The organism is Streptomyces megasporus (assembly GCF_000718985.1).
Lineage (GTDB): Bacteria > Actinomycetota > Actinomycetes > Streptomycetales > Streptomycetaceae > Streptomyces > Streptomyces megasporus.
Genome location: NZ_JODL01000004.1, coordinates 268,797 through 291,017, shown reverse-complemented (window position 1 = coordinate 291,017; position 22,221 = coordinate 268,797). Strand labels below are relative to the sequence as shown.

The window sequence follows — 22,221 nt, the reverse complement described above, 5'->3', positions numbered from 1 at the left end:
CGGGGACGCCCCATGCTGCCATCACGGTCCGGCGGTGCCCGCAAGGGCACCGCCGCCGAGGAATCCGGCCCGATGAGCATCGGCGCCGTACTCAACCTGCTGCGGGACGAGTTCCCCGAGGTGACGGTCTCCAAGATCCGTTTCCTGGAGTCCGAGGGCCTGGTGGAGCCCCGGCGCACTCCGTCGGGCTACCGCAAGTTCAGCGCGGCGGACGTGGAGCGCCTGAGCCGGGTGCTGCGGCTGCAGCGGGACCACTACCTGCCGCTGAGGGTCATCAAGGAACAGCTCGAGGCACTCGACCGGGGCGAGGAGATCAGCCTGCCCGGCCCGACACGGCCGTCCGATCCGCTGGACGCGGTGGACGGCATTCCGTCACCGTCCACCGGTCCGGACGGTGATGCCCCGATTGGTCCCGACGGCCCCACCACCACGCGGATGGGGCGCGCCGAACTGTTGGCCGTCACGGAGGTCGACGAGGAGCGGCTCGCCGAGTGGGAGTCGTACGGGCTGATCGGCCCGGCCTCGGACGGTGGGTACGACGCGGACACGGTCACCGTCGCCCGGATCGTCGCCGACCTGGGGCGGTACGGCCTGGAACCCCGCCATCTGCGTGTGGTCAAGGCGGCGGCCGAGCGGGAGGCGGGGCTGATCGAGCAGGTGGTCGCCCCGCTGCGCAGGCACCGGAACCCGCAGACGAGGGCGCATGCCGAGGCGACCGCGCGGGAGCTGGCCACACTGGCGGTGCGGTTGCACGCCGCCCTGGTCCGGTCGGCGCTGAAGACGCATCTCCACTGAGATGGAGGGGGGCTCGACTACCCAAAGGGGGCGGGCACGTCCTAGGGTTGCTGTGTGAACGAGCTCGACGTTGTGGGTGTCCGGGTCGAAATGCCCTCCAACCAGCCGATCGTTCTCCTGCGTGAAGTGGGAGGCGACCGGTACCTTCCCATTTGGATCGGTCCGGGGGAGGCGACCGCGATCGCCTTCGCCCAGCAGGGCATGACGCCCGCCCGCCCGTTGACCCATGACCTGTTCAAGGACGTTCTGGAAGCGGTGGGGCAGGAACTCACCGCTGTGCGGATCACCGACCTGCGGGAAGGCGTCTTCTACGCCGAGCTGGTCTTCGCCAGTGGCGTGGAGGTGAGCGCGCGGCCGTCCGACGCCATAGCGTTGGCTCTGCGCACGGGGACGCCGATCTACGGCAGTGACGGTGTGCTGGACGACGCGGGGATCGCGATCCCGGACGAGCAGGAGGACGAAGTGGAGAAGTTCCGCGAGTTCCTCGACCAGATCTCTCCGGAGGACTTCGGCAGCAGCAACCAGTAGGGCCGGTAGGGGGAGCCTCCGGCGTCGGACCATTCCGGCACCCATTCCCGTGATGAGGGCACGCGAAACCACCCCTTGGGTGATTATCACTCGGCGTGCCGAGTGTGGCGATCGTTGACGCGCCCCGGGCGACTGCCTACCGTCGATTGGGCAGGTCCCGGGCATATCCACGGGACGTGAAGGACGGAGGGTCGGCGTGAGAAGCACCGGCGACAGTAGGGCGGCGGGCGATCCGTATCCGTTGCACGGGTCCTCCATACGGCCCCCTGCGCGGTCCGCCTCCGCGGCGCGGGACGCCGGCTCCGAGTCGATCGGCTACCGGGGCCCCACGGCGTGCGCGGCCGCGGGCATCACCTATCGGCAGTTGGACTACTGGGCCCGTACGGGGTTGGTCGAGCCCAGCGTCCGCCCGGCGTACGGCTCCGGCACCCAGCGGCTCTACAGCTTCCGCGACGTGGTCGTCCTCAAGATCGTCAAGCGGCTCCTGGACGCGGGTGTGTCCCTGCAGAACATCCGCACGGCCGTGAAGCACCTGAGCTCGCGCGAACTGGGCGATCTCGCGCACACGACGCTGATGAGCGACGGGGCGACGGTCTACGAGTGCTCCTCGCCCGACGAGGTCGTCGACCTCCTCCAGGGCGGCCAGGGCGTCTTCGGGATCGCCGTCGGAGCGGTGTGGCGGGACGTGGAGGCGGTCCTGTCCCAACTGCACGCCGAGCGGGTGGACACCGGGGAGACGTTGGTGGGGAACAATCCCGCCGACGAACTGGCGCGGCGCCGCAACCGGGCGGGCTGAGCACCGGGGCCGTCCCCGGGCCGCCGGTGCCGCCGGGAGTTCTCGGTGCGGGTGGGGACGGTCGTCGCGGTTGTCGGTGGCGTAGGGCAGCATCGCAGGTGTGAGAAGGGCACCGACGGTCCTGCACCTGGACATGGACGCGTTCTACGCCGCCGTGGAGCAGGCGGCCAAACCCAGCCTGCGCGGGAAGCCCGTGATCGTCGGTGGCCTCGGTCCGCGCGGAGTGGTCGCCACCGCTTCCTACGAGGCCCGCCCCTTCGGGGTGCACTCGGCGATGCCGATGGGACAGGCTCGACGGCTGTGCCCGAACGCCGCGTACCTCACGCCCCGCTTCGGCCTCTACCGCCAGGTGAGCGATGTGGTGATGGGCCTGCTGCGCGAGCTGTCGCCGTTGGTGGAGCCGCTGAGCCTGGACGAGGCGTTCGTGGATCTCCAGGCGGGCGACTCGGGGGTGGCGTCGGCGCGCGAGGCCCTGGCCGTCGGCGAGCGGCTGCGCCGGGACATCAGGGCCGCCACCGGGCTCAGCGGCTCGGTCGGGCTGGCCGGGTCGAAGATGCTCGCCAAGATCGCCTCGGAGCAGGCCAAGCCCGACGGGCTGGTGGTGATCCGGCCCGGCACCGAACGCGCCCTGCTGGCACCCATGCCGGTGCGCACGCTGCCCGGTGTGGGGCCCGCCACCGCTCAGACGCTGCGCCGGGCGGGAGTGACGACCGTGGGGGAGATCGTCGAGGCCGGGGAGGCGGAGCTGGTCCGGCTGCTGGGCAGGGCGCACGGCACGGCGCTGTACACGATGGCGCAGGGGATCGACGAACGGCCGGTGGTGGCCGAGCGGGACGCCAAGTCGATCTCGGTGGAGGACACCTTCGACATCGACCTCACCGACCGCACCAGGATCCACGCGGAGATCGCCCGGCTGGCCGAGCGCTGTGTGGAGCGGCTGCGGAAGGCGGGACGCTCCGGGCGCACGGTGGTGGTCAAGGTGCGCAACTACGACTTCTCCACCCTCACCCGTTCCGAGACGCTGCGCGGTCCCACGGACGACCCGGTGGTCGTCAAGGAGGCCGCCGCCCGACTCGTCGAAGGCGTGGACACCACCTCGGGGGTGCGGCTGCTGGGGGTCGGGGTGAGCGGCCTGGCCGACTTCACCCAGGAGGACCTGTTCGCCCAGGCCGCCGGTGCCGTCCCCGGTGATCGGCCGCGTCGGACCCCGCCCGCGGCGGACGGCTCGGCCGCGGTTCCGGCGGCCGACGAGGTCTCGAGGACCGGGCGGCGCTGGCTGCCCGGCCTGGACGTGCGGCACGCGCGGTACGGACCGGGCTGGGTCCAGGGAAGCGGTCTGGGACGGGTCACGGTGCGGTTCGAGGAACCGGGGTCGCCACCGGGCCGGGTGCGCACCTTCGCGGTGGACGACCCGGAGCTGGCGCCCTCCGACCCGCTCCCCCTGCGGGCGCCGCGGGCCGGTCAGCCCTCCGAGCCCGCGATCCGCCCGAAGGTCATCCCGTCGTCGGAGGCGGGCGCCTCGGCGGGCACGTCCAGCCCGTAGTGGCGGTAGAGCATCAGCTCCTGTTCCGGGGAGAGGTGGTGGCCCACGCCGAAGTCCGGGGCTCCCTTGACCAGGGAGCGCTCGAAGGGCACCCGCAGCACCCCGTCCACCACGTCGCTGGGCTCCAGCGGGACGAAGGCGTCGCGGCCGAAGAACCCGGTGCGCACCGCCGCCCACTCCGGGACGCCCGTGGTGTCGTCGAGGTACACCTCGTCCACGGTGCCGATCTTCTGTCCGTCGCGGTCGAAGGCCTTGAGCCCTATCAGGTGCCGCGGATCGATGTCGGTCTGCACGGTCCCTCCAACTGCTCGCATAAGTTCGCGCGTACTCGGAAACGGTTCCTACAAACAACGAAAGGGCACATTCGGTGCATCGGCCACTCGAAACCGGAACCGGAACCGACGCGAGGCCCGCGACATCCGGCGCTGGTAGGCTCTGAAACGGCTGCTGACCCCGAGCGGGAGAGTCCTCCGACGGAAGACGCCGGAGGCGCCGAAGGAGCAAATCCTCCCCGGAATCTCTCAGGCTCACGTACCGCGCGGGCGAGGTCACTCTGGAAAGCAGGGCGGGCCGCGGACGAGCGACACCGCAGCCCCTCCTCACCGACGGTGAAAACCGGACCGCGGGCGCGGACCGGTGAAGCTCTCAGGTCGAGATGACAGAGGGGGAGGCCGTTCGGGCGCCCGCGCCGTGGTGCCCCTCGCAGGTCGTACGGACCAGGAGGCCTCCGCAGATGACACACGACCGCGTCTCCCTCGCCGAACTGGAGCGGGGAGCGCCCTTCGAGGAACGCCACATCGGACCCGACGCCGGTGACCGGGCCAAGATGCTCGCCCAGGTGGGGTACGGATCGCTCGACGAGCTGACCACCGCCGCGGTGCCCGAGGTGATCAGGAGCACCGAGGCGCTGAACCTGCCGGAAGCCCGCAGCGAGGCGGAGGTCCTGGCCGAGCTGCGCTCCCTGGCCTCCCGCAACCGGGTGCTGCAGTCCATGATCGGCCTGGGCTACCACGGCACCTTCACGCCGCCGGTCATCATGCGCAACGTCATGGAGAACCCGGCCTGGTACACCGCCTACACCCCCTATCAGCCGGAGATCTCCCAGGGGCGCCTGGAGGCGCTGCTGAACTTCCAGACCATGGTGGCGGACCTGACCGGCCTGCCCACCGCCGGCGCCTCGCTGCTGGACGAGGGCACCGCGGCGGCCGAGGCCATGGCGCTCTCCCGGCGGGTCGGCAAGGTCAAGGACGGGGTGTTCCTGGTCGACGCCGACTGCCTGCCGCAGACCATCGCCGTGGTCGAGACCCGCGCCGAGCCCACCGGTGTCGAGGTCGTCGTCGCCGACCTGTCCGAGGGCATCCCCGCCGAGGTCGCCGACCGCGGTGTCTTCGGTGTCCTGCTGCAGTACCCGGGCGCCTCCGGGGCCGTGCGCGACCTGCGCGGCGTCATCGAGCGGGCGCACGAGCTGGGCGCCGTCGTCACCGTCGCCGCCGACCTGCTCGCCCTCACCCTCCTGACCCCGCCCGGGGAGCTGGGCGCCGACATCGCGGTGGGCACCACCCAGCGCTTCGGCGTGCCGATGGGCTTCGGCGGACCGCACGCCGGCTACATGGCCGTGCGGGAGGCGTACGCGCGCAACCTGCCGGGCCGGCTGGTCGGCGTCTCGGTGGACGCCGACGGCGCCACGGCGTACCGCCTGGCCCTGCAGACGCGTGAGCAGCACATCCGCCGGGAGAGGGCCACCAGCAACATCTGCACCGCCCAGGTGCTGCTCGCGGTGATGGCCGCGATGTACGCCGTCTACCACGGCCCGGACGGCCTGGCCGCCATCGCCCGTCGCACCCACCGCCTCGCCGCCGTCCTGGCCGCCGGGCTGCGCGAGGGCGGCGTCGAGGTCGTGCACGAGGCGTTCTTCGACACGGTCGTCGCCCGGGTGCCCGGCCGGGCCGCCGAGGTCGTCGCCGCCGCTCGCGAGGCCGGGATCAACCTCCGGCAGGTCGACGCCGACCACGTCGGCGTCGCCTGCGACGAGACCACCCGCCGCGAGCACCTCGCCGGCGTCTGGGAGGCCTTCGGCGTGTCCGCCCGTCTGGCGGACGTCGACAGGCTGGACGCCGCCGCCGGCGACGCCCTGCCCGGGGGGCTGCTGCGCGAGAGCGACTACCTGACCCACCCCGTCTTCCACCGGCACCGCTCCGAGACCGCGATGCTGCGCTACCTGCGCCGTCTCGCCGACCGGGACTACGCGCTGGACCGCGGCATGATCCCGCTGGGCTCGTGCACGATGAAGCTCAACGCCACCACCGAGATGGAGCCGATCACCTGGCCCGAGTTCGGCGGTCTGCACCCCTTCGCGCCCGCCGAGCAGGCCGAGGGCTACCTGACGCTGATCCGCGAGCTGGAGGAGCGGCTGGCGGAGATCACCGGGTACGACAAGGTGTCCATCCAGCCCAACGCCGGGTCGCAGGGCGAGCTGGCGGGCCTGCTGGCGGTGCGGGCGTACCACCGCGCCAACGGCGACGAGCGGCGCACCGTCTGCCTCATCCCCTCCTCCGCACACGGCACCAACGCCGCGAGCGCCGTGATGGCCGGGATGAAGGTCGTCGTGGTGAAGACCGGCGAGACCGGCGACGTGGACATCGAGGACCTGCGGGCCAAGATCGACAAGCACCGTGACGAGCTGGCGGTGCTGATGGTCACCTACCCCTCCACCCACGGCGTGTTCGAGGAGCACATCACCGACATCTGCGCGGCCGTCCACGACGCCGGGGGCCAGGTCTACGTCGACGGCGCCAACCTCAACGCGCTGGTCGGTCTGGCCCGGCCGGGCCGGTTCGGCGCGGACGTCTCCCACCTGAACCTGCACAAGACGTTCTGCATCCCGCACGGTGGCGGTGGTCCGGGCGTCGGCCCGATCGGGGTCCGCGCCCACCTCGCGCCCTACCTCCCCAACCACCCGCTCCAGCCGGCGGCCGGCCCGGAGACGGGCGTGGGGCCGATCTCGGCGGCGCCGTGGGGCTCGGCGGGCATCCTGCCCATCTCCTGGGCGTATGTGCGTCTGATGGGCGCGGAGGGGCTGCGCCGCGCCACCCAGGTGGCGGTGCTCGGCGCCAACTACGTGGCCAAGCGTCTGGAGCCGCACTACCCGGTGCTCTACACCGGTCCGGGCGGCCTGGTGGCGCACGAGTGCATCATCGACGTCCGCCCGCTGACCAAGGCCACCGGCGTCAGCATCGACGACGTCGCCAAGCGGCTGATCGACTACGGCTTCCACGCCCCGACGATGTCCTTCCCGGTGGCCGGGACGCTGATGATCGAGCCCACCGAGAGCGAGGACCTGGCGGAGCTGGACCGCTTCTGCGACGCGATGATCGCGATTCGGGCCGAGATCGAGAAGGTCGCCTCGGGGGAGTGGAGCGCGGAGGACAACCCGCTGCGCAACGCCCCGCACACGGCGGCGCAGATCGCGGGCGAGTGGGAGCACTCCTACGGGCGCGAGGAGGCCGCCTTCCCGGGCGGTGTCGTCGCGGCCGACAAGTACTGGCCGCCGGTGCGGCGCATCGACGGCGCCCACGGTGACCGCAACCTGGTCTGCTCGTGCCCGCCGCTGGAGGAGTACGACGGCTGATCGGCCCCCGTGACCGTCCCGGAGGCGGGAGACCGCGGAGGGACACGAGGGACACGAGGAGCGGGCCCCCGACAGGCGTCGGGGGCCCGCTCGGTTCCGGTGCGCGTTCGACGCCGTGGCGCGGTGCGGTGCGTCGGGTTCAGGCCGCGGCCGTGACGTGCTCGGCGGCCGGTGGCCGGTGCGGCGCGATGATCCGCCCGTCCGGCAGCAGCTCGCCGGTGTCCTCGAAGAGGAGGACGCCGTTGCACAGCAGGCTCCAACCCTGTTCCGGGAAGCGCGCCACCGGTCGGGCGGCCTCACGGTCGGGGGAGTCGGCCGGCGGACACGGCGGTCGATGCCGGCACACGGTGGAGTTCTTCCGCTGCGGCGTGCCGGTACTGCGGCGTGGAGTGTGTTCCATGGCCGCCCCTCACATCTCTCGGTCGGTAGGTCCCCAGTGTTGCCCTCGCGGAGGGAATTCCGCGGGGTTTTCGATGCGGCTCTCCTCGAATTCTGGGGACGCTCCCTTTTCCCGGACGGTTGCGCGGCGGACATCCATCCGTTCGGGTGATGTCGCCACCGAGAAGGACTAGTCATTCAGGAGGGGGGAACGGCGTGGCGCCGTCGCTCTCAGGCGGGCGTGCCCAACAGCGACGTGCCGGGCACCAGCCGGCGGGTCAGCAGCGGCAGCAGGGCGTCGACGCGGTGCGGGCGGTGCGCGGCGATGCCCGGAGGCGCCGGGGCCAGCGGCACCAGCAGGTCGTCCGGGGCGGGGGAGCCGCCCGCGGCGTCGGCCTCCGCGTCGCCGTGGAGCCACAGCGTCAACATGTACAGCTCGGGTACGGACAGCAACCGCGGCTGGTACGTCGTCGGCAGCGTCTCGGCCCGGGCCAGGGCGGTCTCGGTGGAGGCGATGAACGGCCCCTCGCAGAAGTGGGAGAACGTCCAGCCGTCCGCGGTGAGCATGGCCTCGGCGGCCCCCACCACGCCGTGCGCGTCGCGCAGCAGGAAGCGCCACCCGGTCAACCGGGTGCGGGGCGGGCCGGCCGCGGCCGTGATCCCGTCCAGCACGTGGAGTGGCAGGGGGAGATCCGGCTGCACGGAACCTGTCCGGGCCTGCGGGCCGGGAGGGGTGAACTTGCCGCGGAGACCGGTGGGAGAACCGAGGGCCGCGTGCACGCTGCGCAGAGCGGGTGCCGGGGCCGGTTGGACACGCAGGGGCATGGTGGGTCGCCTCTCGCTCGGAGACACGGTGGTGCTCAGCAGGCGCGGACGGCGCTGTCGGCGTACTGGGGGCCACGAAGAGGGCCGGGGGAAGGGCTTCGACGGAACGGCACCCAAGAGAGGAGCCGCGTCTCGGCCGCTTTTGTGGAGTTTATACGACGAGTGTTCAGTCGGTGTTTCGACTAGCTGTCTCGCATGTTACCGGCAAGAGGACATCGGGACATTTCACGGAGGCGATTCATCTGCGAGTCCTCGGGTGCCCTGCCGCTGACCTCGGGAATGGTTGGCCATGCGGTCGGCCGTATCTTTTCGGTATTTCCCCGAGTGCGGTTCGTATGCCGGTGGCAACCTTCCGTGCCGGAAGCCGTATGCCTTGGGAATGTGCCCGGCGAAAGCCGTCGGCATCAGCTTAGCGTCCTTCACCTCGGCGCGAGGCGTTATCTCCGGCATCCGCGGGGCATCATCCGGTCACGGTTCACACGAGGAGGGACACTTCGATGGGCGAGAAGGTCGTGGCCAGCGGGTTCGACCTGTCCGACCGCCAGCACTACAGGGACAAGCTCCATCGGTGCCTCGAGGGGTTGCGACGACTGCTGGACGAGCAGCGCTTCGACCGCCCCCGCGACCTCATGGGGTTGGAGATCGAACTGAACCTCGCGGACGCCGAGGGGATGCCCCGGATGATGAACAAGGAGGTGTTGGAGCGCATCGCGAGCCGGGATTTCCAGACGGAACTGGGGCAGTTCAATCTGGAAGTGAATATCCTTCCGCACCGGCTGTCCGGGCGCGTGCTGGACCAACTCGCGGAGGAGTTGCGCACCGGGCTGGCCTATGCCGACCGCAAAGCCGGGGAGCTCGACGCGCGGATCGTGATGGTCGGCATTCTGCCGACGCTCACCGGGGACGACCTGGTCTCCGCGAACCTCACCGCCGTCGACCGCTACACCCTGCTGAACGACCAGATCATGGCCGTCCGCGGCGAGGAGGTCGTCCTCGACATCCAGGGCGTGGAGCACCTGCGGTACACCTCGTCCTCCATCGCCCCGGAGGCCGCCTGCACCTCCGTGCAACTCCACCTGCAGGTGACGCCCGAGCGTTTCGCCGACGTGTGGAACGCCGCCCAGGTCATCTCGGCCGTCCAGGTCGCGGTGGGCGCGAACTCGCCCTTCCTCTTCGGTCGCGAGCTGTGGCGCGAGTCCCGTCCGCCGCTCTTCCTCCAGGCCACCGACACCAGGCCGCCCGAGCTGATCGCCCAGGGGGTGCGTCCCCGCACCTGGTTCGGCGAGCGGTGGATCTCCTCGGCGTACGACCTGTTCGAGGAGAACGTCCGCTACTTCCCCTCCCTGCTGCCCATCAGCGACGAGGAGGACCCGCTGGAGACCCTGGACGGCGGCGGCATCCCCTCGCTGCACGAACTGGTCCTGCACAACGGCACCATCTACCGCTGGAACCGTCCCGTGTACGCCGTCGCGGACGGAGTGCCGCACCTGCGCGTGGAGAACCGGGTGCTGCCCGCCGGCCCCACCGTCACCGACGTCCTGGCCAACACCGCCCTGTACTACGGACTGGTGCGCGCGATGGCGGACGAGGCGCGCCCGGTGTGGAGCAGGATGCCGTTCTCGGCGGCGGCGGAGAACTTCGACAACGCCTGCCGGCACGGCATGGAGGCCCAACTGTGGTGGCCGCGCCCCGGGCGCGGGGGTTCTCTGGAGGCCGTCCCCGTGGACCGGCTGGTGCGGGAGGAACTGCTGCCGATGGCCGCCGCCGGCCTGGACGCCTGGGGCATCGAACCCGGCGACCGGGACCGCTACCTGTCGGTCGTCGACGAGCGCTGCCGGCGCCGCGTCAACGGCGCCTCCTGGCAGGTCGACGCCTACCACCGGGCCCTGGAGAGCGGGCTGGACCGGGAGAAGGCCCTGGCGGCGACGGTCAGGCGCTACTGCGAGCTGATCCGCACCGGGGAGCCGGTGCACGGCTGGCCGGTCGGCCCGTAGCGCTTCCCGCCCGACCCCATCGGGAACCCCGCCGCGGACGGGCGGCGACGGTGGGGCAAGCTGTTCCTCCCGGGCCGCCAGGCGCCGGTGGGAGGAACGGCCGAACGGGAGGCGGAGTGCGACCAGGCGTGCGGGACGAAGACCCCGGAAGGGACGGCCCGGGCCACGAGGACGGCCACCGGGACGGAGGCCGGGAGCGCGGTCGGAAGCACGGTGGGGAGCGGACCGGGAACGGCGACGCCGCGGTGTCGCGTCGGGTCCTGGGCCACGAGACGCTGCTCGTTCTGGGGTTGTCGCTGGGCGCGAGCGGGGTGTCGGCGCTCATCAGCTTCGTCGGGTCGCTGACCAGGCCCGGCGGCCTGGAGGACCAGGCGGCACGGCTCAACGGCTCCTACGCTCCGGACCGCCCCTGGCTGGATCTGGCCTGGCAACTGTTCGGCATCGCCACGGCCCTGGTGCCGGTGCTGCTGGTCGCCCACCTCCTGACCCGCGAGGGGCCCGACGGCCGAGGCGGTCCGGGGCTGCGGGGCATCGGCTTCGACCTGCGCCGGCCCGGTTTCGACCTGGGATGGGGCGCCGTGGTGGCGGCGGGCATCGGAGGCAGCGGACTGCTGCTCTACCTCGGTGCGCGGGCGAGCGGGTTCAACCTCACGGTGGTGCCCGAGTCGCTGCCGGACGTGTGGTGGAAGATCCCGGTCCTGATCGCCGCGGCGATCCAGAACTCGGTGGTCGAGGAGGTCATCGTCGTCGGCTACCTGCTGCGCAGACTCGACCAACTGGGCTGGACCCCGATGGCCGCGCTGGTCGCCGGTTCGCTGCTGCGGGGGTCGTACCACCTGTACCAGGGCATCGGAGGGTTCGTCGGCAATGTGGCGATGGGCGTGATCTTCGTGCTGCTGTACCGGCGGTGGGGGCGGGTCGGGCCGTTGGTCGCGGCGCACGCGCTGATCGACATCGTGGCGTTCGTCGGATACGCGCTGCTGGCCGGCCGGGTGGACTGGCTGCCCACGGCCTGACGCCCGCCCCACCGCGCGGGCGCGGCCGTACCGGGGTCACCGTCGGACCGCTCACGGCCCGACGAGCAGCTCCCCGTCGATGACGGTGACGGCATCGCCGGTCAGCAGGGTGCGCTCGCCGCGCAGCGTGGTGCGGACCAGCCCGGTGCGGGCCGACGCCTGGAGGCCGGTCAGCGTTTCCCGGCCGAGGCGGGCGGACCACAGGGGGGCCAGCGCGGTGTGGGCGCTGCCGGTCACCGGGTCCTCGTCGACGCCGACGGCCGGGCCGAAGAAGCGCGAGACGAAGTCGTAGGGCGCGTCCTCCTCGGCCGCCCGCGCGGTGACGATGACGCCCCGGTGGGGCAGCCGCGCCACGGCGGCGAGGTCCGGGGTCAGGGCGCGCACGGTCTTCTCGTCGGCGAGTTCGACCAGCAGGTCGCCGACGTTCTCGCCCGTGTCGTGGGCGGAGAGCACCTCCGCGCCCAGAGCCGCGCGGACCTCGTCACCGACGGCGACCTCGGTGAGCGGGGCGGTGGGGAAGTCCAGCGTGATCGAGCCGTCCGTCGCCGCGCCGGCGGTGAGGACGCCGCTGCGCGAGGCGAACCGGACGGTGTCGCCGACCGTGCCGGTGGTGCGCAGGACGTGGGCGGTGGCGAGTGTCGCGTGGCCGCAGAGGTCGACCTCGGTGGTGGGCGTGAACCAGCGCAGCGCCCAGTCGGCCTCGGCGTCCCCGGGCAGCGGGTGCGCGAACGCGGTCTCGGAGAGGTTGACCTCGGCGGCGATCCGCTGGAGCCGGTCGTCGTCCGGGAAGGGACCGGAGTCCAACAGCACGACGCCGGCCGGGTTGCCCGCGAAGGGGCGGTCGGTGAACGCGTCGACGATACGAATCCTCATGATCGCGAGCGTAGGGGGCCAGCGGAGGGCGGACCAGGGCCAATGTCGGGCGGGTGGCCCCGAACGGGGACCGCACGGGAACCGCACGGGAACCGCCGGGTGCGGGGCCGCCCGGTGCGGCGCCGCCCGCTCCGGGCCGAGCGCGCCTATCCTGGCCGACGCCCGTACCCGCCCCCGTCAGGAGGCCACCGGATGGACCGCGACACCGCGACGGCGACCGGAGCGGACGCACGGCGCCGGCTCCCCCGCACGGACGTCGTGCTCGCCGATCCCCGGCTGGTGGAGGCCGCCGAACGCCTGGGCCGCGCGCTGGTGAAGTCGGTCGTCGCCCGCGCCCAGGAACGCGCCCGGAAGGGGGAGATCCCGCCGGAGGCGGTCGCCGACACCGCGGTCGCCACGCTGCCCGAGACGGCCGGAGGGCTGCGGCCGGTGATCAACGCCACCGGTGTCCTCCTCCACACCAACCTGGGCCGCGCGCCGCTGTCGAGGGCCGCCCGGGCGGCGATGGCCGCCGCCTGCGGCCCGACCGACGTGGAGCTGGACCTGACCACCGGCGCCCGCTCCCGGCGCGGCGCCTCCACCATGGCCGCCCTGGTCGAGGCCGTGCCGGCCGCCGAGGCCGCCCACGTCGTGGGCAACGGCGCGGCGGCCCTGGTGCTGGCCGCGACCGCGCTCGCCGCGGGGAAGGAGATCGTCGTCAGCCGGGGCGAGATGGTCGAGATCGGCGACGGGTTCCGCCTTCCGGACCTGCTGGTGTCCACCGGCGCACGCCTGCGCGAGGTCGGCACCACCAACCGCACCACCGCCGACGACTACGCGGCCGTGATCGGCCCCGACACCGGCTTCGTGCTGAAGGTCCACCCCTCCAACTTCCGCGTCACCGGCTTCACCCGATCGGCGTCCGTCGCCGAACTGGCCCGGCTCGGCGTCCCGGTGGTCGCCGACATCGGCTCCGGACTGCCGGCCCCCGAACCCGCCCTGCCCGACGAGCCGGACGCCACCACCTGGCTGCGCGCCGGCGCGTCCCTCGTCACCGCCAGCGGCGACAAACTCCTCGGCGGCCCGCAGTGCGGACTGATCCTCGGACGCGCCGACCTCGTCCGACGTCTGTCCCGGCACCCCCTCGCCCGCGCGCTGCGCGTCGACAAGCTGACGCTGGCGGCGCTGGAGGCCACCGTGCGCGGCCCCGACACCCCCGTCCACGAGATGCTCCACGCCGACCCCGGGCGCCTGCGGGAGCGGGCCGAGCACCTCGCCGCCGAACTGCGCGGCGCGGACATCGACGCCCGCGCGGTGGAGAGCGAGGCCGCGGTCGGCGGCGGAGGAGCCCCCGGCGTCACCCTCCCCAGCGCGGCGGTGTCCCTGCCCGAGGAGTACGCCGCCCCCCTGCGGCAGGGCGCGCCCGCCGTCCTGGGACACATCGAGAACGGGCGATGCCTGCTGGACCTGCGCACCGTGCCCGAGGAGGACGACGCCGCCGTGGCGGAGGCCGTACGGCGGGCGGGGAAGTCCGTCCCGCGGGGGACGGACGAGGGAAGGGAGTGACCGACCGTGCACGTCCTGGCCACCGCGGGGCACGTCGACCACGGCAAGTCGTCGCTGGTCCGCGCCCTCACCGGCATGGAACCCGACCGGTGGGAGGAGGAGCGCCGCCGTGGCCTCACCCTCGACCTGGGCTTCGTGTGGACCCGCCTGCCCGACGGCGAGCGGATCGCGTTCGTGGACGTCCCCGGCCACGAGAGGCTGGTGGGCAACATGCTGGCCGGGGTCGGCCCCGTCCCCGCCGTCCTGCTGGTGGTCGCCGCCGACCAGGGATGGCAGCCGCAGTCCGAGGAGCACCTCGCCGTCCTGGACGCCCTGCGGGTGCGGCACGGCGTGCTCGCCGTCACCCGTCGCGACCTCGCCGACCCGGAACAGGTGCGCGAGGACGCGCTCGCCCGGATCGCCGAGACCTCGCTCGGGAAGGTCGAGGCCGTCCCCGTCAGCTCCGTCACCGGGGAGGGCCTGGACGACCTGCGCGCGGCCCTGGCCCGGCTGACCGCCGCCCTGCCCGAACCGGACCGGGCCGCCGACGTACGGCTGTGGGTGGACCGGGCGTTCACCGTGCGCGGTCGCGGCACCGTGGTCACCGGGACGCTCGCCGCCGGCACGGTTCGCGTCGGCGACCGCCTCACGGTGGCCTCGGACGGAACCACCGTGCGCGTACGCGGCCTCCAGGCCCTCAAGGAGGACCGGTCGGAGGTGAGCGCGGTCGCCCGGGTCGCCGTCAACGTGCACGGCGTCCCCGCCGACGCCCTCCACCGGGGCGACGCCCTGCTCACCCCCGACCGCTGGCTCGCCACCGCCCTGCTGGACGTACGGCTGCGCGGCGATCTCGCGACCGACCTGCCCCGGCACCTCGTCCTGCACGCCGGGTCCGCCGCCGTGCCCGTCTCCGTCCGACCGCTCGGCGCCGACACCGCCCGGCTGACGCTCGCCCGTCCGCTGCCGCTGCGGGTGGGCGACACCGCGCTGCTGCGCGACCCCGGTCGGCACCGGATTCCCGCCGGGCTCACCGTGCTCGACGTCCGTCCGCCCCGGCTGGGGCGCCGCGGCGCGGGGCGGTCGCGGGCCCGCGAACTGGAGACCGTGACCGGTGCCCCGGACGGCGCGGCGGAGCTGCGCCGCCGCGGGCTGGTCCGCCGCGCCGAACTGTCGGCCATGGGAGTGCCGCCCCCGGCGGAACCCGTCGTCGGTGACTGGCTCGCCGACCCCGGCCACTGGGCCGCGCTCAGACGCCGTCTGGGGGAGGTGGTGGAGGAGCACGCGGCCCGGCACCCGATGGATCCCGGACTGCCCACCGAGGCTGCCCGCCGAGCCCTGGGCCTGCCCGAACGCGCCCTGGTCCAAGCCCTGGCGGACACGGCCCCCGAGAACGGGCCCCGGCTGGAACGGCGTGACGGCCGAATCCACGGCAGCAGCACCCGTCCCCGACTGCCGCACCCGGTGCGGGCGGCGGTCGACGCGGTCCGCGCCGACCTGCGGCGCGCGCCCTTCCGCGCCCCGGAGGCCCACCGACTGGCCGAGCTCGGCCTGACCCCCAAAGCGATCGCCGCCGCCGTCGCCGCGGGCGCCCTGTTGCGGATCGGGGACGGAATCGTGCTGCTGCCCGGCGCCGACACCAGGGCGGCCACGCTCCTGGCCGCCCTGGAGCAGCCGTTCACCACCAGCGAGGCGCGCCGCGCCCTGGACACCACGCGCCGGGTCGTGATCCCCCTCCTGGAGCACCTGGACGCACGGGGATTGACGGTCCGACTGGACGGCACCCGCCGCCGCTGCCCACCGCCCGCCGGCGCGACCGGAGGCACGGGCGGGACCTGAGAGCGGCAGGGGCCGGAGTGCCCCGAACGGACCGCGCCGGTGGTGGAACCCGGAGGAAGCCGTGAGGCTGGAGGAGGGCGACCGGACCGTGGAAAGGTGATCCCGATGCTGGTGCCGTTGCTGATCCCCAAGCCGAAACCGATGTCGAAACGCGCCGATCTGGGGCTGCTCGTTCTCAGGGCGGGCACCGGCGGTGTCCTCTTCGCGCACGGCGCCCAGAAGCTCTTCGGATGGTTCGGCGGACACGGCCTGGAGGGCACCCGACAGGCGATGGAGCAGATGGGCTTCGAACCGGGCCGGGAGAGCGCGCTCGCCGCGGGACTGGCCGAGACGGGCGGCGGCACGCTGCTGGCGCTGGGACTGGCCACACCGGCCGCGGGAGCCGCGGTCGTGGGGACCATGGCGGGAGCGGTCTCGGTCCACGCCCCGGCGGGCTTCTTCGTCACCGAGGGCGGTTACGAGTACCCGGCCTTCCTCGGGTTCGTCGCCGCCTGCCTCGCCGCCACCGGGCCGGGACGGTACTCACTGGACCGACTGCTGGGCCACCGGCTCAACCGCCCCTGGATGACGGCCGCCTGCTTCGCGGCGAGCGCCGCCGCTGCCGCCGCCGTCCTGCGGCGCCGCGCCGGCACGCTCGGCAGCGGGCCGGAACAGGCGGCGCCTCCCGGCGCGGGCTCCGCCCCGGACTGATCCGGGCGGACGCCCCGCGGGCCGTCGACGGCCGCGTTGTCAGTGGTGTGGGAGATCCTCGGTGGACGGCACCACCGAGGAGGAGACCGTTCGATGACGATCCATGTGGCCAACCGCCGCCGTACGGCGGCCTCGCTGGACAAGGCGTTCCCCGGCGCGGAGGTCGTCGACGTGACCTCCCGGGCGGAGGAGCCGTGGGTGCGGTTGAGCCCGTTCTTCCCGCACGGCGGCATACCGGTGCCCTTCTCGGACGGTCTGACGAGCCGCTCCGTGGAGGGAATCTGGCAGGCGCTCAAGGTCTTCCGGGACGTCGACGTCGACCTGTCGAAACTCGACGTCGCCACGATGAGAGGGCTGAAGCGGACGGTACGCCGGTACGGGCCGGTGCGGGGGCACCGCATGGGCCCGACGGGGGAGCGGCTGTTGGACTACGAGTCGGCCCGCCGACGTATCTACCTGCCGTCCTACCGGTGGGTCCTGGAGAACCGCGTCGCGGACCTGGTCGAACGGCTCCGCGCGAAGGCCGAGACGTCGGACGTGGTGCTCCTCGACCACACCACCAACGGCGACGTCTTCGACCTGGGCAGCCCGCTCTCCCACGCCGCGCTCGTCCGGCGGTACGTCGAGGGCCGCTGGCCGAGCGAGGAGGAGCCGACCCCGACCCGGACGGACGAGCGGGTGGGATGAGCGCCGCGGGCCGCGGGCCGATCGGCGGAGGCGGATGGGAATCGAACCCACCTGCCCGAGATCCTCGGACACCTCGGTTTTGAAGACCGGGAGGGCCACCAGGCACCCTTACGCCTCCTTGCCGGGACGGAGCCGCCCCGACGTGGATCATCCAAACCCGCCCTCCGACGGGAGTCAATCTCCGGCACGGCGTTTCCGGAGACGGGCGCGGGGCAATGACTGCCGGACGCGTCGGAGAGAAGGGAACGCGCGATGTACACCAGGGACGAGACGGACCGTCAAGGAGGCGCGGAGCGGGCGCCCGTACGGCTGACCGGGTACGCGCACGGCGGCGGCTGCGCCTGCAAGATCCCGCCCGGTGAGCTGGAGGAGACGGTGGCGGGGCTGTTGGGCGCGGCGCCCGACGACCCGACGGGGGAGTTGCTGGTCGGCCTGGACACCGGCGACGACGCGGCAGCCGTCCGCCTCCCCGGCCCGCCGGGCGGCCCCGCCGTCATCGCCACCGCCGACTTCTTCACACCCGTGGTGGACGATCCGTACCACTGGGGCCGGATCGCCGCGGCCAACGCGCTCTCCGACGTCTACGCCATGGGCGGTCGCCCCTTGGTGGCGGTGAACTTGCTGGGCTGGCCGCGGGAGCGGCTGCCGTTCGACCTGGCGCGGGAGGTGCTGCGCGGTGGGGCGGAGGTCGCGGGCCTGGCGGGCTGTCACGTGGGCGGCGGCCACAGCGTCGACGACGTGGAGCCCAAGTACGGCATGGCCGTCACCGGGATCGCCGACCCGGAGAAGCTGCTGCGCAACGACGCCGGACGGCCGGGGCTGCCGCTGTCGCTGACCAAACCGCTGGGCCTGGGGGTGCTCAACAACCGGCACAAGGCCACCGGCGAGTTCTTCGAGCACGCGGTGGAGACCATGGCGTCCCTCAACCGGGAGGCCTCCGAGGCGGCGGTGGCGGTCGGAGCGCGGTGCGCCACCGACGTCACCGGCTTCGGGCTGCTGGGCCACCTGTACAAACTGGCCCGGGCCTCGGGAGTGACCGCCGTGGTGGACTCCACCGCCGTTCCCTACCTGGAGGGAGCCCGGGAGGCGGTCCGCGACGGCTACGTCAGCGGAGGCACCCGCCGCAACCTCGACTGGGTCGCGCCGCACACCGACTTCGGCGCCGCGGACGAGTCCACCCGGCTGCTGCTCGCCGACGCCCAGACCTCCGGCGGCCTGCTGGTGGCCGGAGAGATCCCGGGGGCGCCCGTGATCGGCGAACTGGTTCCGGCGGGGGAGCACGCCGTGGTGGTCCGCTGAGCCGACGGCCGGTGCCGGAGGGGCGGCCGGCACCGCGCCCCGGCGTGCCCACCGGGGCGTGACGTGTCCGAGGAGCACACGGACGGCGCCGCCCACCGACCCGTGTCACGACTTCGGCGGCCGTCCGTGACGTTCCGGCCCGCTCGTGGTTGGCCGAGGCGGAATGTCCGGTTCGGGGAAAGGGTCGGTTCGTGGGGGAGACGAACGGTGCGGTCGGAGGAGCCCTCACGGTGGGCGTGGTGATCGCGCGCACGGGGCGGTTGTCGAAATCGGGGGATCCCCTGGCGTTCGCCATGTCCCGGGTGGAGCCGGAGCTACGGCGCGTCAAGAACGGCGGACCGAGCCACGAGGTGCGCCTGGCGAGCCGGGACAGCCGCTCGTGCGCCGACGGGACGCGGGAGGCGGTACGGGAACCGGTGCGGGACGAGGGGGCGCGGATCGTCCTGACCCTGGCCGGCACGGAAGTCCTCCCGGCCGTCGCCGACACCTGCGAGGAGGAGGGCGTCCCCTGCGTGTCCGGCACCTTCCCCTGGCAGGTCTACTACCACGGACGCGGAGGGACGGCCGTTCTGCTGGACCTACCACTTCTGCCGGGGCCTGGACGGCATCGCCGAGACCTTCGCGGACCTGTGGGAGGCGGCCGGCGGCTCGGCACGGACGGTCGGCTGCCTGTGGAACGACGGACCTCAGGGGACTGGTCGCGCCACGCCGAACACGGCTTCCCACCGGTGGTCCGGGCACGCGGACATCACCTCCTCGATCCGAGCCGCGCACGCCCTGGCCACGGCGGACGATCCCGTGCCGCGCGGCCGTCGGCGACGCGAAACGGGACCGCTCGTTCCTCCGTCCCGAGGAGGAGACGGCGCACCCTGTCCCCTCCCGAGGTGGTACGGGCGAATGGCCCCGGACGCGGATGCCGGAGCGCGGGGAAGATGATGGGGTTGGTACGTGCACAGCCGTACGCCCTTCCCGAGCCCCGCGAACACGGGGCCGCACGCCGGTGACCTGCTCGGTGCGGAGCTGGTCGCGGCGCTGTCGAGCGCGCGCCGCCGCGCCGGACGGGACGGCGACCGGCACGTCGACACCGCCCATCTGCTGCACGCCCTGATCGAGTGCGACCCGGCCGTCCGTGCGGCCCTCGGCGGTCCGGCACGGCTGACGCGGCTGTTGGGCTATCTGGCGCAGCGCAGCATCGGCTACGGGCTGCGCTGGCAGGGCACGGTCGAGGGCGTGGCGTCGGGAGCGACGGTGGACCGCGGGGGCCGCCACGGTGGCCCGACCGGCTGGTCCCCGGCCGCGGTGGTGGCGCTGGAGGGCACGCTGCGGCGGGCGCGGGAGCGGGGCGGCGCACCGGCCGAGGGGACGGACCTGCTGGCCGCGCTGGTCTCCGATCCGCGGTGCCGGGCGGTGGAGGTGCTGCGTCGCGCGGGCGTGATACCCGAGGAGCCGGCCGTGGTCCGCGTCGACGATCCCTGTGGTCAGGGGCACTGTCGCTGACGCTCCTGTCGCGCCCTGCCATGATGGGCCGATGCACGCCACGACACCGTCGTCCGCCCTCCCCGGGAGGAGCGCCGGACTCACCCTCGCCCTGCTGTCGGCCCTCGCGTTCGGCGGCTCCGGTCCCGCGGCGAAACCGCTGATCAACGCCGGTCTCGATCCGCTGCACGTCACCTGGCTCAGGGTCGCGGGGGCCGCCGTCGTCCTGCTGCCGCTCGCCTGGCGACACCGTGGCCTGCTGCTGCGGCGTCCGGCGCTGCTGGCCGGGTTCGGACTGTTGGCCGTCGCGGGTGTGCAGGCCTGCTACTTCGCGGCGATCTCCCGTATCCCGGTCGGGGTCGCGCTGTTGGTGGAGTATCTGGCGCCCGCGCTGGTGCTGGGCTGGGTGCGCTTCGTCCAGCGCAGGCCGGTGACCCGGGCGGCGGGTGTCGGGGTGGTGCTCGCCGTCGGCGGGTTGGCCTGTGTGGTGGAGATCTGGGCCGGGCTCGGGTTCGACCCCATCGGGCTGCTGCTGGCGTTGGGCGCGGCCTGCTGCCAGGTCGGCTACTTCGTGCTCTCCGACCACGGCACCGCCTCCTCCGACGGCGCGGCGCCCGACCCGCTGGGCGTCATCGCCTACGGGTTGCTGATCGGCGCGCTGGTGCTCACCGCCGTCGCCCGCCCGTGGGAGATGACATGGTCGGTGCTCGCCGGACGGGCCGAGGTGGGCGGCGCCCAGGTGCCCGCCATCGTGCTGCTGGCCTGGATCGTGCTGGTGGCGACCGTGATCGCCTACCTGACCGGGGTGATCTCGGTGCGCAGGCTCTCGCCGCAGGTGGCGGGGGTCGTGGCCTGTCTGGAGGCGGTCGTCGCCACCGTACTGGCCTGGGTGCTGCTCGGTGAACGGCTGTCGGCCGTCCAGGTGTTCGGTGGTGCGGTGGTGCTCGCCGGCGCGTTCATCGCCCAGCGCGCCACCCCTGCGGCTTCGCCGGAGGGGCCGGTGGCCGGAGGCGGCGGAGCCGAGCGCGCGGAGGAGAAGGCGGACGAGGACGAGAAGGCGGACGAGAAGGCGCGGGAGAAGATGGAGGGAGACGAGGGGGGACGGTTGTCCGCCCAGGTGCCCTTCTCCTAAGGTGGCGGCCATGCATTCGACCGTGCTGCCGCCGCCCGCCGCGTAAGGCGGGCCGCCGGGAAGACCGCACCGGGGCGTCATCGCCACCGGGCGTGTCGCCGCTGCCCGCATACGGGGCCACGCGACCACTTCCCGAACCACGCGGAGAACTCACACGTGTCGAAACCCACTCCCCTCGTGTCCGCCGTTCCCGTCCCCACCGGCGGTGCCGGACGCCCCGAATCCGGTGCCCTGTCCGTCCGGCGCGGCCTGCTTCACCTGGTCGTCGCCGGGATCGCCTGGGGCACCGCCGGAGCCGCCGCGGCCCTGCTGTACCGCGTCAGCGACCTGGGGCCCGTGGCCCTGTCGTTCTGGCGGTACGTCGGCGGCATCGCCCTGCTGCTGGCGTACCTCCCACTGCGGGCCCGAGTCCGAGGGCGACGCGCCGTCGCTCCGGCGGTTCCCGAGCCGCGACGGCGCCGGACGGGGCGGATCGTCGCCACCGGGCTGGGCCTGACCCTGTTCCAGACCGCCTACTTCGCGGCGGTCCAGGCCACCGGACTCGCGGTCGGCACGGTCGTCACCCTCGGCGCCGGGCCGGTGCTGATCGCGCTGGGCGCCCGTCTGACGATGGGCGAACGGCTGGGTCGCGGCGGTCTGATGGCCGTGCTCGGGGCGCTGGGCGGCCTGGTGGTGCTCTGCCTCGGAGGCGGCGGGGCGACGGTACGGCCGGCGGGCGTCGCCCTGGCGCTGCTGGCGGCCTCCGGATACGCCGGCATCACCCTGCTGACCCGGTGGATGGGACGGGACGGCTCCGGCGGCGATCCGTACACCACGACCACCTGGGCCTTCGGCGTCGGAGCGGTCTGCCTGCTGCCGTTCGGCCTGCTCGAGGGACTGCTGCCGCAGACCACCACCGACCCGCTGTCGGTCCTGCTCCTGCTGGCGTACACGGCCGCGGTGCCGACGGCGCTGGCGTACGCGCTGTACTTCGCCGGGGCGGCGGTCGTCCGGGCCGCCACCGCCTCGGTGATCATGCTCATCGAGCCGGTGAGCGCGACCGTGATCGCCGTCGCGCTGTTGGGCGAACGGCTCACCGGGGCCACCGTGGCGGGCACCGTGCTGCTGCTCGCCGCCGTGACGGGGCTGGCGGTGGCCGAGGCCCGTGCGGCGTCCGGGGCTCGGCGGACGTCCGGGCCCGGCGTCGGGGCGTGAACGGCGG

19 protein-coding genes, 1 tRNA gene and 2 riboswitches are annotated in these 22,221 nt (G+C 73.5%); of the genes, 15 read left to right on the top strand and 5 right to left on the bottom strand.

The features are described 5' to 3' along the window. Positions 1-12: 12 nt before the first annotated feature. The 4 genes from ftsR to IF47_RS0106035 all read left to right on the top strand — a co-directional run bounded on the left by ftsR (position 13) and on the right by IF47_RS0106035 (position 3,662). Positions 13-795, top strand: a complete 783-nt coding sequence (ftsR, locus tag IF47_RS0106050; RefSeq protein WP_031507214.1) for a transcriptional regulator FtsR — start codon at positions 13-15, stop codon at positions 793-795. A gap of 54 nt (positions 796-849) precedes the next feature. Beyond that, on the top strand, positions 850-1,323 hold the full coding sequence (locus tag IF47_RS0106045) for a bifunctional nuclease family protein (protein WP_031507213.1): 474 nt from the start codon (positions 850-852) through the stop codon (positions 1,321-1,323). 196 nt (positions 1,324-1,519) lie between these two features. After that, a complete protein-coding gene (locus IF47_RS0106040) occupies positions 1,520-2,119 on the top strand; it encodes a MerR family transcriptional regulator (RefSeq protein WP_031507212.1) in 600 nt (199 codons plus the stop codon). A gap of 100 nt (positions 2,120-2,219) precedes the next feature. Then, positions 2,220-3,662: a DNA polymerase IV gene (locus IF47_RS0106035; protein WP_078591590.1), complete on the top strand. Its 1,443-nt coding sequence runs from the start codon at positions 2,220-2,222 to the stop codon at positions 3,660-3,662. On the opposite strand, the gene IF47_RS0106030 is transcribed toward IF47_RS0106035, so the two are convergent. Next, positions 3,581-3,976 (bottom strand): PRC-barrel domain-containing protein, encoded by a 396-nt coding sequence (locus IF47_RS0106030; protein WP_078591589.1) that lies wholly within the window; start codon positions 3,974-3,976, stop codon positions 3,581-3,583. The genes IF47_RS0106035 and IF47_RS0106030 overlap by 82 nt on opposite strands. A 134-nt stretch (positions 3,977-4,110) precedes the next feature. After that, positions 4,111-4,209, top strand: a riboswitch (glycine riboswitch). 1 nt (position 4,210) lies between these two features. Then, a riboswitch (glycine riboswitch) is annotated at positions 4,211-4,331 on the top strand. Positions 4,332-4,395: 64 nt separating this feature from the next. Between IF47_RS0106030 and gcvP the strand changes: the two genes are divergently transcribed. Further along, positions 4,396-7,290 (top strand): aminomethyl-transferring glycine dehydrogenase, encoded by a 2,895-nt coding sequence (gene gcvP / locus IF47_RS0106025; RefSeq protein WP_031507208.1) that lies wholly within the window; start codon positions 4,396-4,398, stop codon positions 7,288-7,290. A 139-nt stretch (positions 7,291-7,429) separates the two neighbouring features. On the opposite strand, the gene IF47_RS0106020 is transcribed toward gcvP, so the two are convergent. Together IF47_RS0106020 and IF47_RS0106015 are read right to left on the bottom strand one after the other, a co-directional pair. Further along, complete coding sequence (locus IF47_RS0106020) at positions 7,430-7,636, bottom strand: DUF5999 family protein (protein WP_031507207.1); 207 nt, start codon at positions 7,634-7,636, stop codon at positions 7,430-7,432. Positions 7,637-7,899: 263 nt separating this feature from the next. Further along, entirely contained in the window at positions 7,900-8,493 is a 594-nt protein-coding gene (locus IF47_RS0106015; RefSeq protein WP_031507205.1) for a hypothetical protein, read from the bottom strand. A 497-nt stretch (positions 8,494-8,990) separates the two neighbouring features. Between IF47_RS0106015 and IF47_RS0106010 the strand changes: the two genes are divergently transcribed. Together IF47_RS0106010 and IF47_RS0106005 are read left to right on the top strand one after the other, a co-directional pair. Continuing rightward, positions 8,991-10,487, top strand: coding sequence for a glutamate-cysteine ligase family protein (locus IF47_RS0106010; protein WP_031507203.1), 1,497 nt, complete (start codon positions 8,991-8,993; stop codon positions 10,485-10,487). A gap of 245 nt (positions 10,488-10,732) precedes the next feature. Further along, positions 10,733-11,503 carry a CPBP family intramembrane glutamic endopeptidase gene (locus tag IF47_RS0106005; protein WP_031507202.1) on the top strand — a complete coding sequence of 257 codons (771 nt, stop codon included), beginning with the start codon at positions 10,733-10,735 and terminating at the stop codon, positions 11,501-11,503. A 51-nt stretch (positions 11,504-11,554) separates the two neighbouring features. Here IF47_RS0106005 and IF47_RS0106000 read toward each other — a convergent pair whose 3' ends face one another. Then, positions 11,555-12,376, bottom strand: a complete 822-nt coding sequence (locus tag IF47_RS0106000) for a PhzF family phenazine biosynthesis protein (RefSeq protein ID WP_031507199.1) — start codon at positions 12,374-12,376, stop codon at positions 11,555-11,557. Positions 12,377-12,568: 192 nt separating this feature from the next. Here IF47_RS0106000 and selA point away from each other — a divergent pair, with 192 nt between their 5' ends. The 4 genes from selA to IF47_RS0105980 all read left to right on the top strand — a co-directional run bounded on the left by selA (position 12,569) and on the right by IF47_RS0105980 (position 17,113). Next, positions 12,569-13,921: an L-seryl-tRNA(Sec) selenium transferase gene (selA, locus tag IF47_RS0105995; protein ID WP_031507198.1), complete on the top strand. Its 1,353-nt coding sequence runs from the start codon at positions 12,569-12,571 to the stop codon at positions 13,919-13,921. Between the two features lie 6 nt (positions 13,922-13,927). Next, positions 13,928-15,736 (top strand): selenocysteine-specific translation elongation factor, encoded by a 1,809-nt coding sequence (selB, locus tag IF47_RS0105990; RefSeq protein ID WP_031507197.1) that lies wholly within the window; start codon positions 13,928-13,930, stop codon positions 15,734-15,736. A 105-nt stretch (positions 15,737-15,841) separates the two neighbouring features. Continuing rightward, positions 15,842-16,426 (top strand): DoxX family protein, encoded by a 585-nt coding sequence (locus IF47_RS0105985; protein WP_245641014.1) that lies wholly within the window; start codon positions 15,842-15,844, stop codon positions 16,424-16,426. A 93-nt stretch (positions 16,427-16,519) separates the two neighbouring features. Further along, the gene (locus IF47_RS0105980; protein WP_031507193.1) at positions 16,520-17,113 is read left to right on the top strand and encodes a DUF6939 family protein; all 594 of its coding nucleotides are present in this window, start codon (positions 16,520-16,522) and stop codon (positions 17,111-17,113) included. 25 nt (positions 17,114-17,138) lie between these two features. On the opposite strand, the gene IF47_RS30565 is transcribed toward IF47_RS0105980, so the two are convergent. Beyond that, a tRNA-Sec gene (locus IF47_RS30565) sits at positions 17,139-17,231 on the bottom strand. Positions 17,232-17,365: 134 nt separating this feature from the next. Between IF47_RS30565 and selD the strand changes: the two genes are divergently transcribed. From selD to IF47_RS0105960, 4 genes are all read left to right on the top strand, one after another. Continuing rightward, a complete protein-coding gene (selD, locus tag IF47_RS0105975; RefSeq protein WP_037732004.1) occupies positions 17,366-18,412 on the top strand; it encodes a selenide, water dikinase SelD in 1,047 nt (348 codons plus the stop codon). A gap of 948 nt (positions 18,413-19,360) precedes the next feature. Continuing rightward, positions 19,361-19,909 (top strand): Clp protease N-terminal domain-containing protein, encoded by a 549-nt coding sequence (locus IF47_RS0105970; protein ID WP_211257166.1) that lies wholly within the window; start codon positions 19,361-19,363, stop codon positions 19,907-19,909. A 31-nt stretch (positions 19,910-19,940) separates the two neighbouring features. After that, complete coding sequence (locus IF47_RS0105965; RefSeq protein WP_078591587.1) at positions 19,941-21,020, top strand: EamA family transporter; 1,080 nt, start codon at positions 19,941-19,943, stop codon at positions 21,018-21,020. A 177-nt stretch (positions 21,021-21,197) separates the two neighbouring features. Beyond that, entirely contained in the window at positions 21,198-22,214 is a 1,017-nt protein-coding gene (locus IF47_RS0105960; protein WP_245641009.1) for a DMT family transporter, read from the top strand. Positions 22,215-22,221: the final 7 nt, after the last annotated feature.

Coding starts and splice junctions, on each gene's coding strand:
- IF47_RS0106030 (WP_078591589.1), bottom strand. CDS start 3,976: ATGCGAGCAGTTGGAGGGACCGTGCAGACCGACATCGATCCGCGGCAC.
- selD (WP_037732004.1), top strand. CDS start 17,366: ATGTACACCAGGGACGAGACGGACCGTCAAGGAGGCGCGGAGCGGGCG.
- gcvP (WP_031507208.1), top strand. CDS start 4,396: ATGACACACGACCGCGTCTCCCTCGCCGAACTGGAGCGGGGAGCGCCC.
- ftsR (WP_031507214.1), top strand. CDS start 13: ATGCTGCCATCACGGTCCGGCGGTGCCCGCAAGGGCACCGCCGCCGAG.
- IF47_RS0105965 (WP_078591587.1), top strand. CDS start 19,941: ATGCACGCCACGACACCGTCGTCCGCCCTCCCCGGGAGGAGCGCCGGA.
- IF47_RS0105980 (WP_031507193.1), top strand. CDS start 16,520: ATGACGATCCATGTGGCCAACCGCCGCCGTACGGCGGCCTCGCTGGAC.
- IF47_RS0106010 (WP_031507203.1), top strand. CDS start 8,991: ATGGGCGAGAAGGTCGTGGCCAGCGGGTTCGACCTGTCCGACCGCCAG.
- selA (WP_031507198.1), top strand. CDS start 12,569: ATGGACCGCGACACCGCGACGGCGACCGGAGCGGACGCACGGCGCCGG.
- IF47_RS0105985 (WP_245641014.1), top strand. CDS start 15,842: ATGCTGGTGCCGTTGCTGATCCCCAAGCCGAAACCGATGTCGAAACGC.
- IF47_RS0106000 (WP_031507199.1), bottom strand. CDS start 12,376: ATGAGGATTCGTATCGTCGACGCGTTCACCGACCGCCCCTTCGCGGGC.
- IF47_RS0106015 (WP_031507205.1), bottom strand. CDS start 8,493: ATGCCCCTGCGTGTCCAACCGGCCCCGGCACCCGCTCTGCGCAGCGTG.